The organism is Pseudomonas sp. A-R-19 (genome assembly GCF_019956575.1).
Classification (GTDB): Bacteria; Pseudomonadota; Gammaproteobacteria; order Pseudomonadales; family Pseudomonadaceae; genus Aquipseudomonas.
In genome coordinates this window covers 37,319-51,195 of the sequence record NZ_JAHBDR010000115.1, presented here as the reverse complement: position 1 = coordinate 51,195, position 13,877 = coordinate 37,319, and the positions used below count along the sequence as shown (strand labels likewise).

Sequence of the window (13,877 nt, the reverse complement as noted above, 5' to 3'; positions counted from 1 at the left end):
AAAACAGTGGTTTACAGGCGCGCAGCGAACACCTCGCCGACGCTGCGGCGTTTGGCGTGCAATTGGCTGGCCTGGATCAACTGTTCGAGGTCCTCGGGCGTGACGTCATAGAACGCCTCCATGTCAGCCAGCGCCAGTTTCAGGTCTTCGGCGGTGATGGCCTGAGTGTCGACCGACGGGTGGTCGGCAGGAATCCTGGCCACCGGCTCGCTGGCACGCTTGGGGTAACGAACGCGGGTCAGGTTGTTGTAGGCCAGGGCGCAGAGCAGCATCGTCGCGGCGCTGAGCATCACCGGTTCAATGGCTTTCCAGTCCATGGCAATGGTTGCCGGATCGGCCAGCACCAGGGTCAGGGCCAATGCACCGGCCGGAGGGTGCAGGCACCGCAACCAGCACATCAGGATCAATGCCATGCCCGCCGCCAGGCACGCGCTACCGAGGGTTCGGCCCAACACATGGGCCACCAGCAAGGCGATCACCCCGGCGCTCAAGTAACCGCCGAGAATCGACCAGGGTTGCGCGAGTGCGCCCGAAGACACGGCAAACAACAGCACCGCCGACGCCCCCAGCGGACCGATCAGGTGCTGAGCCACCGCAATGCCGAACACCTGGCTACAGAGCCACACGCTGAACAGCGTCCCCAGGGCCATGCCGATGGCGGCGCGGCTCCATTCGGTGGGGCGGGTATTGATGGCGGCGGGCAACCAGCGAGCAAGCATTCTAAAAAAACTCCAGCGCGGAAAAAAGCGAGTCAAAAAAAGGGCTTAGCTGGGAAACCCAGAAAGCCCTTGAAGATGTTCCAACTATTGGGGGAGGAACACGCACAGTGTGCCGGTCAATTAAGGCGCTGACAAATTCATATTAATGAGCTTTCAGTGCATTAATTTTGCTTTAAGTTGCCCCGTCGGCCGCTTAGGTAGCACAGCAAACCGCCGAGTGCTGCCAGCGCACTCAAGGCGTAAAACATCGTCGGCGCCGGTGTGCGCATCAACATGAAGCCACAAATCACCGGGCTCAATGCACCGCCAAGCGCAGCAAGGTTTTGTGCGCCGTAATAGCTTCCGCGCAAGTCTTCCGGCGCCAGGGTGTCGACGAAGAGAAACTCCGCCGGATAAATAATGATTTCACCGAGGGTGAAGATAAACATCGCCACGCACCAGCTCACCAGGCTGTCCGCCAGGCTGAAGCCGATCAGCCCGAGGATGAACAGACCGGTGCCGGCGACGATCCATTGGCGCAATTGCTCACGCTTGAGGAAACGCCCGATCTGGTACTGCAGCAAGATCACACTGATGGCGTTGCAGGCGAGCAGGGCGGCCATGACATCCATGGTGTGTTTGGAATCACTGGTCACCAGCAAATACTGCGACAGGTAAAACGTAAATCGCCCGTGCACCACCGTACTGAGCAGGCAACCGGCGGTGAACATGATCAGGGTGCGATCATTTTTCAGGGTGACCAGGGTTTTGAGAAAACTCTGCGCCTGACCGGTGACAGACGCACGCGCCGGGTCCTTCGCGATCCCGGTCATCAGGAAAATGCTGAAAAAAGCGATGGCCGCAGCCACCAGGAATGGCGCACTTGCAAAGGCACCGGCAATCAGCACGCCAAGCATTGGCCCGACAGCGTAACCAATGTTGGTCAGGGTATAGCTCAGGGAAAACGCCTTGGCGCGCTGGCCCACAGGAAGGTTGTCGCTGAGAATCGCTTTCGAACCGATCAGGAACAGCGATGACGCGGTTTCAGTGACGATCAGGGTGATCGTGGTCAGGTAGAGGTTTTCAGCAAAGGTCAGCAACACCAGGCCAATGGCGCTGGACGCCATCGAAAGAATAAGTAATCGGCGCTTTTCGAAGCGGTCGATGATGTAACCGCCATACAGGGAGGGCAGGGTGGCGACGAACACCGCAATGCCGAGCAGCAGGCCAACGTCCTGCTGGTTGAGGCCAAGCTTGTCGCTGACGAACAGCGTGAGTAAAGGGCTGGTGATGGCACGGCTGACGACGATGGTCAGCGAGCAGATCAGCAGGCGGCGGATAAGGGGGGAGTAGCTGGTCACGGCGTGAATGTCCTTATTCGATCGGGCCGGCATCAGCCCGACCGTGAGCGCTACTCTAGCAGCCGGACACTCGGTCGTTGCTACGGGATTTACTTGAGATGCAGCAACACGAAATCATTCTTGTCGAACCGCCCGCTCAGCACTGGCGGCAATGCACCAACAGCCGTGCCTTGCAATGCCTTGTACGCGTTCAGGTCCATCATCAGCCATGCCGGGCCCTTGAGGGTTTCAAGTTCCTGGTGTGAATCGGTGAACTCTGGTTGCAGGCCTTGATTGATGTTGACCATGAACTTGATGGCTTTGGCATCCTTGCCCATCGCGTGCATCACCAGTGGTGCGGGGTCTTTTTGCACGAGTTCAAACGCTTCGTGGCTGAAGGTCCGGGTGTCGTAAAGCTGTCGCTGGATCGGCTCGAACTGCAGGATATATACCGACCACAGTGCCAGGACTGCGCAAAGGGCGAGAGTCTGCGCGCGCCAGCGGGGCTGCCTGAGCGCTACGACGGCGACCGCTTGCAGCGCGCCGAGAATGATGAACAACGACGTGAGATGGGCCACGTCTTCGGGGAATCTTCGCTGTATCACCAGCAAGGTCAAGATCAGCAGCCCCGGAATCAGCAGCCATAAGCCCTGCATCAATACGCGCAGCCAACCGAACAGCCGACCTTGCACGGCGTAAAACGGATAAGCCGCCATGATCGCCGCCACGGGCAGGATCGGCAGCAGGTAACGGGCCTTTTTCGCCTGCGGGACGGAAAGGCCGACCATCACGATCAATCCGGCAGCTGCGCAGTACAGTGTCAGGCGCAATGCCGGGCCTGACTGTTGTCGGCCAGAAGCGGCGACCGCCACCAGCGCCAGTACTGCCAGTGGCCAGGCCAGTGCGTAGTTGCCTACCGAACTGGTGAAGTAATACAACACCTCGTTGGAGCCTTCGCTGCCGTCCATGCGCCCCATGAACTGCATGCGAATCACGTCCTGCAAGAAGGCCGGGCCGCCACTGACGTCCGCCAGCCACAGCAACAGCCCGACGCACACCGCCAGCAACGCGGAGGCCAGCAATCCGAAGACCAGCATTCGTCGCCACTGGCGATTTACCAGAAAATAGCTGCAGAGCATTCCCGTAGGGATGACCAGGCCGATGGGCCCACGAATCCAGAAACCCAGCATCAACAAGGCAAAGATCAGAATCCAGCGGCGCGGCGCGCCAAAGTGATCGGCGGTATAACCCAGGTAAAACACACTGAACGCCACGGCCGCCAGCATCAGATCGAGGGAAACCGCACGGGTTTCGGTGATGAAGGTGTTGGTCAGCAGCATCAGGGCGATGCTCAGCAGCGCCCAACGCGTGGAATAGGGCGCCAGCAGGCGGTACATCAAGGTGACGATGACCGCTGCGGCGAAGGCGCTCGGCAGCCATGCGGTCAGGCTGGTGACCTGGCCGAAGGGCAGTGAGAGCAGCCAGATGAAGACTGTTGAAAGTCCCGAATAGTCTGCATAGGGCTGGCCATAGGTCGTCGGAAAAAACGACGGGCCATTGCGCAGCATCTCCTGGGCGAACAGCACGAAGCGCGAATCGAAGCCGATGGCCGCCTGCTGATACATCCCGGCGCAGAACAACAACAGCGCCAACAGACCCAGCGCGAGGGACTGTCGGCGGATGTGGGGGATCATGAGGTTCAGGCGACCACGGCTTCGGTTGACCATTGCTGATGAGGCATCGGCAATTTGCGCGATTCGCCCCGGCCGATCGGGAAGTAGGTGAAACCGATGCGTGCCAGGCGGTCTGCGTCGTACAGGTTGCGGCCGTCGAAGATCACCGGTGCGTTGAGTCGCTGCTGGATCAGCTCGAAGTCCGGCGCCTTGAACTGTTGCCATTCGGTGCAGATGATCAGTGCATCGGCACCGGACAGGACCGACTCAGGCGTGCCCATGAGCATCAGTTTCGATTCATCGGGATACAGCTTCTGGGTTTCCTGCATGGCTTCGGGATCGAATGCGCGGACATTTGCCCCGGCGGCCCACAGCGATTCCAGCAACACCCGGCTCGGAGCATCGCGCATGTCGTCGGTGTTTGGCTTGAACGCCAGGCCCCACAAGGCAAAGGTCTTGCCACGCAAGTCGCCCTTGTAGAACGCGTTGATGCGCTCGAACAACTTGTGTTTCTGCCGCTCGTTGATCGCTTCCACCGCTTGCAGCAGGTCGCTGGAGCAATGGGCCTCTTCGGCGCTGTGGATCAGGGCGCGCATGTCCTTGGGGAAGCATGAGCCACCGTAGCCGCAACCGGGGTAGATGAAGTGGTAGCCGATGCGCGAGTCGGCGCCGATGCCCAGGCGTACCGATTCGATGTCGGCACCCAGGTGTTCGGCCAGCTCGGCGATCTGGTTGATGAAGCTGATCTTGGTCGCCAGCATGCAGTTGGCGGCGTATTTGGTCAGCTCGGCGCTGCGCAAGTCCATGAACATGATGCGTTCGTGATTGCGGTTGAAGGGCGAGTAAAGGTCGCGCATCACGTCACGCACTTCTTCGCGCTCACAGCCTACGACGATACGGTCCGGGCGTCGGCAGTCGGCCACGGCGGAACCTTCTTTCAGGAATTCCGGGTTGGAGACGATATCGAACTGCAGTACGCGCCCGGCATTGAGCAGGCATTTGTCGATGTGGGCACGCAAGGCGTCGCCGGTGCCGACCGGGACGGTGGATTTTTCCACCAGGATCGCCGGCTGTTCACGATGCCGTGCTACCGCTTCGCCCACCGACATCACGTAGCGCAAGTCTGCCGAGCCGTCGTCCCGGGACGGAGTACCGACCGCGATGAACAGCACCTGACCGTGCTGGACGGCAAATTTTTCGTCGCAGGTGAACTGCAACCGTTTGGCGTCAAGACCTTCGCGTACGAGGCTGGCGAGCCCGGGTTCGAAAATACTCACGTGGCCCTGCTTGAGCAGTTCGACCTTCTTCTCGTCAACGTCCATGCAGACCACGTCGTGGCCGACTTCCGCCAATACCGCTGCCTGCACCAGGCCAACATAACCGCTACCAAACACACTGATTTTCATGGGGCACTCCTTGATTCGGGCGCACGAGCAGGTCGAGAATTAATGGTAATGACGCCGAGGATGACCAATGCCACGCCAAGGCTTTTTGTCAGGCTGAATGCTTCGTTGAACAGTGGCAGGCTGGCGGCCATCAAGTACACCAGCGCATAGCTGATGCTCAGCAGCGAGTAGGCACGGCCCAGGGGCAGGTCCCGCAGGGCGGCGAGCCAGCAGAACATCGACAAGGCATAGGCGAAGATGGCCACGAGCACCAAGGCAACGGCGCTCAGGTCGATGTGAGCGCTGAGCCATTGTTCGGGTTGAGGTAGGTGACTCATGCTCCAACGCATGCCCAATTGGGCGGCGCTGACCAGCAACACACTGCCCAGCGCGAAGGTGATTCCGCGAGTCGGGTTCATGCGTGTTGCCCCAGCAATGCCACACCGCCGATGACCAGTGCCACACCCAGCCAGTGGCGGCGGTCGATGGTTTCGTGGAACACGAAACGCGCAACCAGGGTGATCAGCACGAAGTTCAGGCTCAGCATCGGATAGGCAATCCCGACTTCCAGGCGTTGCAGTACCAGCAACCACACCAGCAGGCCCAGCCCCAATGAGGCCAGGGCCAGCCAAAGCCAGGGCGAACGCAGTTTGTCCGCCCAGCCGGATGACTGGCCACGCCAGCTTTCCACGGCATATTTCTGGGCGATCTGGCCCAGGCAGGTCAGCAGGCAGGCGACCAGTAGCAATAGCAGGCTCATAGTGTCGCCTGTGGAATGATCAAAATCACCAGGTTGCCTTGTTCGTAGCGCTTGCCCTCTTTGGGCAATTGTTCAAGTTCGCGCAGCTCCTCTTCGCCCTTGACCCGCATGACCACACCCACCGAGCCTTGCTGGCGGGCATCGTGCATCCACTGTTGGACCTGATCGGGGTCGACGCGCTGCTTAAGCGAGTCAGGATAGGCAAGGCCATATTTCAATTCGCCTATCGTGTTGAAAAAAGCCACTTCCGGCCGTTTCACCCGCCAGGACAACGCCGACGCGGCACCCAGGTCGTTGCTCAATAACTTGGCGCTCTGGCCGAGTTCCTGGGCGTGATCGAGGATGAACTGGTCAGGTGTTTTATTGGCGACGACGGAATTGGGCAGGCCGGCCGGCAGCACGCCGACGAACAACAGGCTGCCGAAAGCCGGGGCGGCCCAGCATTGCAGCGGGCGGAAGGCTTGCAGCAGGTTGGCCATGATCCAGCCGATCAAGCCGATGAACACCAACACCAGGTTGTGCAGTTCATGATCATAGATCGGCTTTTTCAGTTGCAGATAAACCAGGGCCAGCAGGACGGTCACACCCAGCACCAGGTTCAACAGGCCGTTGATGCCCAGGACGCGACCTTGTTCCAGCTTCAATCGGTCAGCCAGTGCATGGCCGAGCAACAATGCCAGAGGTAACAGGCACGGCAGGATGTAGGCCGGCAGCTTGCCTTTGCTCAGGCTGAAGAAGAACAGCGGCATACATAACCAGAGCAGCAGGAAGGCGATGTTGGACTGGCGTCGGGTCTGCCAGGCCTGTTTCAACGCAGGTGGCAACAATGCGACCCACGGGATGCTGAAGGCCACCAGCAACGGCAGGTAGTACCACCATGGCGCGTCATGCTGGGCATCGTCCCCGGCAAAACGGCGGATATGTTCGTGCCAGAAGAAGAACCGCCAGTAGTCCGGCTCCTGGGCGTGCACTGCCAGCGCCCATGGCAGGCTGACGACGATGGCGACCACGACCGCTACCGGGCCGTAGACCAGCAGTTCACGCCAGCGTTTTTGCCAGATGACCCAAGGCAGGGCGACCAGCACCGGCAGCAGCCAGGCCAGGAAGCCCTTGGTCATGAAGCCCATGCCGCACGCCAGGCCCAGTACCGCCCACGCGAACAGGCGTTGAACGCGGCCGACGCTGTCCAGTGCAAACCACAACGCGGCCAGGCTCAAGTTGACCCAGAAGGTGAACTGCGGATCGAGGTTGGCATAACCGGCCGAAGCGGCAATGACCGAGAAGCTCATGTAGAGCAATGCGCAGGCGAAGCTCTTGCGCGGATCGTTCCACATGCGGCGGGCGACGAGGTAGCACAGCAACACGCTCAGGATAGTGCTCAGCGCAGAAGCGAAGCGCACCCCGAACAGGTTCTGGCCGAACAGCGCCTGACCGATGGCAATCATCCAGTAGCCGGCCGCCGGTTTTTCGAAATAACGTACATCCATGAAATGCGGCGACACCCAGTTGCCGCTCAGGAGCATGCCCTGGCTGATCTGGGCGTAGCGGGTTTCGTCAGGAATCCATAAGCCATGACTGCCCAGCGGCAGCAGGTACGCCAGCGCCATTAGCGCCAGCAACAACGGCAAAGCCCAGCGTTTGCTCATGCGCCTTGCACTCCCAGCCAGCCGTCGCGACCTTCGAGTGCTCCGCGAACCACGCGGCCGACCGGCAGGCTGTCAGGGGTCTCGGGCAACAAATCGCCCAAGGGTTGAAAACGGATGTCGCGCTGACGTGCATCGCTCAGCAGTTGACGGAAATCGTTGGCCATCAGAATCCCTTCTACCTCGGCATGGATTGTGTAGACATTGAGTTTTTCCGGAGTGAACCGGTCCAGGATGAACCTGTTGAAATCCTTGGCGGCGACGGTCGGCCCGACCACTTCGTCGAAGGTCGGCAGGTCCACCGGGATCTGCGGCGTTCCCAATTGCCCGTTGGCCAGTCGCGGCTGGAACAGACTCTGGCCACGGCAGTCGCTGTTGTAGCGAAAACCAAAACCCTGCTTGGCTTCGATCACGCGCTCGTCCGCTCGCCAGCCGGCGACCGCCGAGCAGTCGACTTTCTCGCCGAGAATGTCGCTGAGCGTGTCTACACCCTTGCGGATCTGTTCGATCAGTTGCGCGTCGCTCCAGGTCCCGGCGTTGGCTTGCCAGCCATGGTGATCCCAGGTGTGCAGTCCAACTTCATGCCCGGCGTCCCGGGCCTGGCGCATCAAGTGCCCCAGGTCACGGCCGATCGGTTTTCCAGGCCATGCGGTGCCGGCCAGCAGAATGTCCCAGCCATACAGGCCGGCTGCGTTGGAACGGAGCATTTTCCAGAGAAACTGTGGACGGATGAGGCGCCACAAGTGGCGCCCCATGTTGTCCGGCCCGACACTGAAGAAGAACGTCGCCTTGACCTGGGCTTCATCAAGGATTTCCAGCAAACGCGGCACCCCTTCACGGGTGCCCCGGTAGGTGTCGACATCAATCCGCAGTCCCGCCTGCATTAGCGCTTGTCCGCGATTTCGAGCATGGCTTCACGCAGGAAGAAGTCCAGGGTGTTGCCGATGGTTTCGCTCATCTCCACGGTTGGCGTCCAGTCCAGCAGGCGCTTGGCGTTGGCGATGCTTGGCTTGCGGTGCGACACGTCCTGGTAGCCGGTGCCGTAGAACGCCTTGCTTTCGATGTCGCGGAAACCGGCGAACGGAGGGAAGTTGGCGCGCAACGGGTGCGCTTCGAACTGACGCAGCAGCTCTTCGCCCAACTGACGGATGCTGGCCTCGTTTTCCGGGTTGCCGATGTTGATGATCTGGCCATTGCAGACATCGTTGTCGTTGTCGATGATCCGTGCCAGCGCTTCCACACCGTCGGCGATGTCGGTGAAGCAGCGTTTTTGCTCGCCACCGTCGAACAGGCGAATCGGCGTACCTTCCACCAGGTTCAGGATCAACTGGGTAATCGCCCGGGAGCTGCCGATACGGGCCGAATCCAGACGATCCAGGCGCGGACCCATCCAGTTGAACGGACGGAACAGGGTGAAGTTCAGGCCTTTCTGGCCATAAGCCCAGATCACGCGGTCCAGCAGTTGCTTGGAGACCGAGTAGATCCAGCGCTGCTTGTTGATCGGGCCGACCACCAGGTTGGAGTTGTCTTCGTCGAAGTTGTTGTCCTGGCACATGCCATAGACTTCCGAAGTCGACGGGAAGATCACGCGCTTGTTGTACTTGACGCAGTAGCGAACCAGTTTCAGGTTCTCTTCGAAGTCCAGTTCGAATACACGCAGCGGGTTACGGGTGTATTCGATTGGCGTGGCGATGGCCACCAGCGGCAGGACCACGTCGCACTTCTTGATGTGGTACTCGATCCACTCGGAGTGGATGCTGATATCGCCTTCGACGAAGTGGAAGTTCGGGTGGCTGCGCAGGCGCTCGATGGCGTCCGAACCGATATCCAGGCCGTAGACTTCGTAACGGTCGTCGCGCAGCAGGCGCTCGGACAAGTGATTGCCGATGAAGCCGTTGACGCCAAGGATCAGCACGCGGGTGCGACGTGGGGCACGACCGGATTCGGCACCGCGCAACACGGAACCGTCCACCAGGCCCAGTTCATTGGCCAGTTGCGGACCGCTCAGGTACAGACCGTTGTCGTTGCGCTGGCCGGCGTTGATGATCAGCGAGTCTTCACCGCAGGCGATGCGCAGCGGGTCGACGCTGATGACGCGGCCCGGCGCCAGGCCGTCGTTGCCCTTGGCGACTTCGGCGCTCCAGACGATCAACTTGTGCTCGCCCACCGCGCAGAAGGCGCCCGGGTACGGCTGGGTCACGGCGCGGACCAGGTTGAACAGCTCTTCGGCCGGCTTGGCCCAGACCAGTTTGCCGTCAGCCGGGGTACGACGACCGAACACGGTGGCTTTGGATTCGTCTTGCGGGGTTTCACTGGCCTTGCCTTGCAGCAGCGCCGGCAGGGTGTCGCGCAGCAGGTCAGCGGCCGCCAGGCGCAGTTTTCCGTGCAGGCTCAGCGCGGTGTCGCTGCGCTCGATCGCGACTTTTTGCTGGGCGACGATGGCACCCGCATCGGCGCGCTTGACCATGCGGTGCAGGGTCACGCCAGTTTCGGTTTCGCCGTTGACCAGCACCCAGTTGGCCGGTGCGCGACCACGGTAGCGTGGCAACAGCGAACCGTGCAGGTTGAACGCGCCTTTGCGCGCCGTGGCCAGCAGCGGTTCGCTCAGCAGGTTTCGGTAGTAGAAGGAGAAGATGTAGTCGGGATCGAGCTTGGCGATGCGTTCGATCCACAACGGATGGTTGGCATCTTCCGGTGCATGCACGGCAATGCCGTGGCGGGCGCACAGTTGCGCGACGGAACCGTAGAACGCGTTCTCCTTCGGATCGTCGGCGTGGGTGAACACCGCAGCGATCTCAAAACCGGAGGAGAGCAGGGATTCGATGCCGGCACAGCCAATATCGTGATAGGCGAAGACAACAGCTTTTGCACTCATGAAGGAACCTGATCTGAAGACGTGGAAGTAAGGCCGTCGACGGTGACAACGGAAGCGGAGGAAACAGTGGAGGCGGGCTGGCTGCGCAGCACCTTTTCAATGAAGAAGCGCGGACGCGCACGCACGTCGCTGTACATGCGGCCCAGGTATTCACCCAACAGGCCCATGCCGATGAATTGACCACCGGTGAAGACGAACAGCACGGCGAACAGTACGAACGTACCGCCACCGGCCCAGCCGGCGCCGAACACCAGGCGCAACAGGATCAGCGCGATGGCGAACAGCACGCCCAGGGCCGCCATGCCGACGCCGACGATGCTCAGCAGTCGCAGTGGCGTGGTGGTCATGCAGGTGACCAGGTCGAACATCAGGTTGATCAGGCGCATCGGGCTGTACTTGGAGTCGCCGTGTTCACGCTCGGCGTGGGTCACGAGGATTTCCGTGGTATGGCGGGCAAAGCTGTTGGCCAGGATCGGAATGAAGGTGCTGCGTTCACGGCAGGCGAGCATGGCGTCGACGATGGTGCGTCGGTAGGCGCGCAGCATGCAGCCGTAGTCACTCATGGCCACTCCGGTGGAGCGTTGCACGGCGAGGTTGATCAGCTTCGAAGGCCAGCGCCGCAGGGCCGAATCCTGGCGGTTGTTGCGCACCGTCGCGACGACGTCATAGCCAAGTTCGGCCTGCTCGATCAGTCGCGGGATTTCTTCGGGCGGGTTTTGCAGGTCGGCATCGAGGGTAATGACGACATCGCCCTTGCACTGTTCGAAACCGGCCATGATCGCTGCGTGCTGGCCGTAGTTGCGGTTGAGGATCACCGCCACCACAGGGCTGCCTTCGCGGGAGGCGGCGTCTTCCAGGATCTGCGCAGAATCATCGCGGCTGCCGTCGTCGACCAGAACGATCTCGTAGGGATGGGCCAGTTGTTGACACGCTGCTTCGGTGCGACGAAGCAACTCTGGCAGGCTTTCCTGTTCGTTGTAGACCGGAATGACGATCGAAACGAAGTTGATTGGGTAAGGTCTCAAAGGCTTCTGTCCATGCAGTTTTCAATGGCACCGACGACGCGCTCGACATCGTCGGTGGTCATGTCGGGGAACAACGGGATCGAACACAGCCGCGCCGAATTCCATTCGGTGTTGGGCAGGTACAGGTTGGGGTAACGCTGGCGGTAGTAGGTGTGCAGGTGTGTGGCGATGAAGTGAATGCCGCTGCCGACATTCTGTTCCTGGAGAGCTTTCATGAACGTTTCGCGATCCAGCCCGCACCGCTCGGCGTCGATACGCAGGATGAACAGGTGCCAGGCGTGTTTTTGCGAGTAGGTGGGGATTGCCAGTGGTTGCACCGGCAAGCCTTCAAGGCGCTGCAAGTAGGTCTGGGCGAGTTGCGTGCGCTTGGCGTTGATCTCGTCCAGGCGCTCCAGTTGCACCAGGGCGATGGCCGCGTTGATGTCGGCCAGGTTGTACTTGAAGCCGGGCTCGACCACCTGGGCCTGGGGCTTGCGGCCATGGGTCAGGCGGTCATAGGCATCAACCCCCAGCCCGTGAAACTTGAGCATGCGTACCCGCGAGGCCAGGGCTTCATCGTCGCTGACGAACATGGCGCCTTCGGCGCAGGTCATGTTCTTGATCGCGTGGAACGAGAAGATCGCCGTGCCTTTGGCGCCGACGTGACGACCTTTGTAAAGAGTACCTGCGGCGTGGGCGGCGTCTTCGATCACGGCGATGCCGTGTTTGTCGGCCAGGGCATAAAGCGGATCGAGATCGAATGCCGCACCGGCGTAATGCACCGGGATGATGGCTTTGGTGCGCGGCGTGATCGCAGCTTCTATCGTGGCCACGTCGGTCATCAGCGTGTCGCGGTCGACATCGACGAACACCGGCGTGGCGCCCAGCAGGGTGATCATGTTGGCGGTGGACACCCAGGTCTGCGACGGCGTAATCACTTCATCGCCGGGACCGATGCCCAGTGCCAGCAGGGTGATATGCATGCCACCGGTTGCCGAGGAAAGTGCGACGGCATGTCGGCAACCGACGTAGTTGGCAAAGTGCTCTTCCAGTGCCTGGTTCTTCGGCCCGGTAGTGATCCACCCGGAGCGTAATACTTGCTCTACGGCAGCGATTTCTTCGTCGCCGATACTGGGACGGGAAAAAGGGAGAAACGCCTGACTCATGGGCACCTCGGGGGCTGAAAACGTAAATAGCCTTTGAGGCTAAAAGGGATCCAAAAATCAGCATAGACGCTAAATCAGAATTTGCATCAAATCAACTAGTTACCGGATGTCGGCGAAAAACCGCATGGGTTGACTTTTTTCGCCATGGCCGGCAGGTTGGACGTCCATCTGGGTTGCGCCGACTTTATAGAAGGTTATGCCCGATTTTGTGAAAGGAACATGAAAAAACGGTTGGGGAAACGTTTATCTGAAAGCTATTAAGCCGCTGTTCAGACTTCCCGCGTTTATGGCGTTTTTTAGGAAAAGTCCTACAGCAATAATGTCTTTTACATCATCGCATTTTCACTTCTTAGTTGTTTTCACTGAACTGTTTACATTCAAGGCTGTTTCGTTTGATTGACTTACCTGTAACCGATTCACGTAGACCCCTCACCAATCCGTTGACCCTGTATCTGGCGCGACTGGCGCCGTCCAGCCAGCTGACCATGCGTTATGTGCTGCAGGATGCGGCCGATCGCCTGGGCTTCGAAGACCACGATATCGAGGAGATCCCCTGGCACGACCTGCAGCCCGAGGACGTGATCGCGCTGGTGGCCACTTTACGCACGGACGGCTACGCGCCGAACACCTCTTCGCTGTATGTCAACGCGGTGCGCGGGGTAATGAACGAAGCCTGGCGCATGAGCCTGATCTCTCAGGAGCACCTGCTGAAGATGCGCTCGGTGAAAGGCATTGCCGGTACACGGCTGTCCCAGGGGCGCAATCTCAGGCGCACGCTGATCCAGGAGCTGATGGCGGTCTGCGCTGCCGATCCGCGGCCACAAGGCCTGCGCGATGCGGCGATCATCGGGATTCTGTACGGTTCGGGGATGCGCAAGTCCGAATCGGTGAACCTCGAACTGGACCAGGTCGATTTCACCGAGCGCAGCCTGCGGGTGACGGCCAAGGGCAACAAGCAATTGATCAAGTACGCCCCGGCCTGGGCCTTCGCCAAGCTTGAAGCCTGGCTTGAATTGCGCCGTTCGTTGCTCAAGGAAGGGGAGTCGGACGACCCGTTCCTGTTCAACCGCATCCGCCGTGGCAGCCACATCACCCGTGAGCGCATCACCAAACATGCGATTTACTACATCGCCCGGCAGCGGGGCGCGCAGGTCGGGGTGAAAATCATGCCCCACGACTTCCGGCGTTCATTCATTACCCGGGTGATCGAGGAGCATGACTTGTCGATTGCGCAGAAACTGGCACACCACAGCAATATCCAGACCACGGCCAACTACGATGTGCGCGACGACAACGAGCGACGTCGGGCAGTGGATCGATTCGATCTGTGAAC

Annotated in this window: 12 protein-coding genes; 1 reads left to right on the top strand and 11 read right to left on the bottom strand. The window is 60.2% G+C overall.

What is annotated here, in order from left to right:
* Nucleotides 1-11: 11 nt before the first annotated feature.
* The 11 genes from KGA88_RS29770 to arnB all read right to left on the bottom strand — a co-directional run bounded on the left by KGA88_RS29770 (nucleotide 12) and on the right by arnB (nucleotide 12,544).
* Nucleotides 12-719, bottom strand: coding sequence for an HPP family protein (locus tag KGA88_RS29770; RefSeq protein ID WP_223596231.1), 708 nt, complete (start codon nucleotides 717-719; stop codon nucleotides 12-14).
* A 161-nt stretch (nucleotides 720-880) separates the two neighbouring features.
* The gene (locus KGA88_RS29765) at nucleotides 881-2,092 is read right to left on the bottom strand and encodes an MFS transporter (protein ID WP_263296300.1); all 1,212 of its coding nucleotides are present in this window, start codon (nucleotides 2,090-2,092) and stop codon (nucleotides 881-883) included.
* Between the two features lie 56 nt (nucleotides 2,093-2,148).
* Nucleotides 2,149-3,732 carry an ArnT family glycosyltransferase gene (locus KGA88_RS29760; protein WP_411740875.1) on the bottom strand — a complete coding sequence of 528 codons (1,584 nt, stop codon included), beginning with the start codon at nucleotides 3,730-3,732 and terminating at the stop codon, nucleotides 2,149-2,151.
* Nucleotides 3,733-3,737: 5 nt separating this feature from the next.
* Entirely contained in the window at nucleotides 3,738-5,117 is a 1,380-nt protein-coding gene (locus tag KGA88_RS29755) for a UDP-glucose dehydrogenase family protein (RefSeq protein ID WP_110658250.1), read from the bottom strand.
* Nucleotides 5,114-5,515 carry a 4-amino-4-deoxy-L-arabinose-phosphoundecaprenol flippase subunit ArnF gene (gene arnF / locus KGA88_RS29750; protein ID WP_223596226.1) on the bottom strand — a complete coding sequence of 134 codons (402 nt, stop codon included), beginning with the start codon at nucleotides 5,513-5,515 and terminating at the stop codon, nucleotides 5,114-5,116. The genes KGA88_RS29755 and arnF overlap by 4 nt, the downstream gene beginning before the upstream one ends.
* Nucleotides 5,512-5,856, bottom strand: a complete 345-nt coding sequence (arnE, locus tag KGA88_RS29745) for a 4-amino-4-deoxy-L-arabinose-phosphoundecaprenol flippase subunit ArnE (protein ID WP_223596225.1) — start codon at nucleotides 5,854-5,856, stop codon at nucleotides 5,512-5,514. Before arnE ends, arnF begins: the two co-directional genes overlap by 4 nt.
* Nucleotides 5,853-7,502, bottom strand: coding sequence for a lipid IV(A) 4-amino-4-deoxy-L-arabinosyltransferase (gene arnT / locus KGA88_RS29740; protein ID WP_223596223.1), 1,650 nt, complete (start codon nucleotides 7,500-7,502; stop codon nucleotides 5,853-5,855). The genes arnE and arnT overlap by 4 nt, the downstream gene beginning before the upstream one ends.
* Nucleotides 7,499-8,383 (bottom strand): 4-deoxy-4-formamido-L-arabinose-phosphoundecaprenol deformylase, encoded by an 885-nt coding sequence (gene arnD / locus KGA88_RS29735; protein ID WP_223596221.1) that lies wholly within the window; start codon nucleotides 8,381-8,383, stop codon nucleotides 7,499-7,501. The genes arnT and arnD overlap by 4 nt, the downstream gene beginning before the upstream one ends.
* The gene (arnA, locus tag KGA88_RS29730; protein ID WP_223596219.1) at nucleotides 8,383-10,374 is read right to left on the bottom strand and encodes a bifunctional UDP-4-amino-4-deoxy-L-arabinose formyltransferase/UDP-glucuronic acid oxidase ArnA; all 1,992 of its coding nucleotides are present in this window, start codon (nucleotides 10,372-10,374) and stop codon (nucleotides 8,383-8,385) included. The genes arnD and arnA overlap by 1 nt, the downstream gene beginning before the upstream one ends.
* Complete coding sequence (arnC, locus tag KGA88_RS29725; protein ID WP_110658262.1) at nucleotides 10,371-11,399, bottom strand: undecaprenyl-phosphate 4-deoxy-4-formamido-L-arabinose transferase; 1,029 nt, start codon at nucleotides 11,397-11,399, stop codon at nucleotides 10,371-10,373. Before arnC ends, arnA begins: the two co-directional genes overlap by 4 nt.
* Nucleotides 11,396-12,544, bottom strand: coding sequence for a UDP-4-amino-4-deoxy-L-arabinose aminotransferase (gene arnB / locus KGA88_RS29720; RefSeq protein ID WP_223596217.1), 1,149 nt, complete (start codon nucleotides 12,542-12,544; stop codon nucleotides 11,396-11,398). Before arnB ends, arnC begins: the two co-directional genes overlap by 4 nt.
* 392 nt (nucleotides 12,545-12,936) lie before the next feature.
* Between arnB and xerC the strand changes: the two genes are divergently transcribed.
* A complete protein-coding gene (gene xerC / locus KGA88_RS29715) occupies nucleotides 12,937-13,875 on the top strand; it encodes a tyrosine recombinase XerC (RefSeq protein ID WP_110658265.1) in 939 nt (312 codons plus the stop codon).
* The last annotated feature ends 2 nt before the right edge of the window (nucleotides 13,876-13,877 follow it).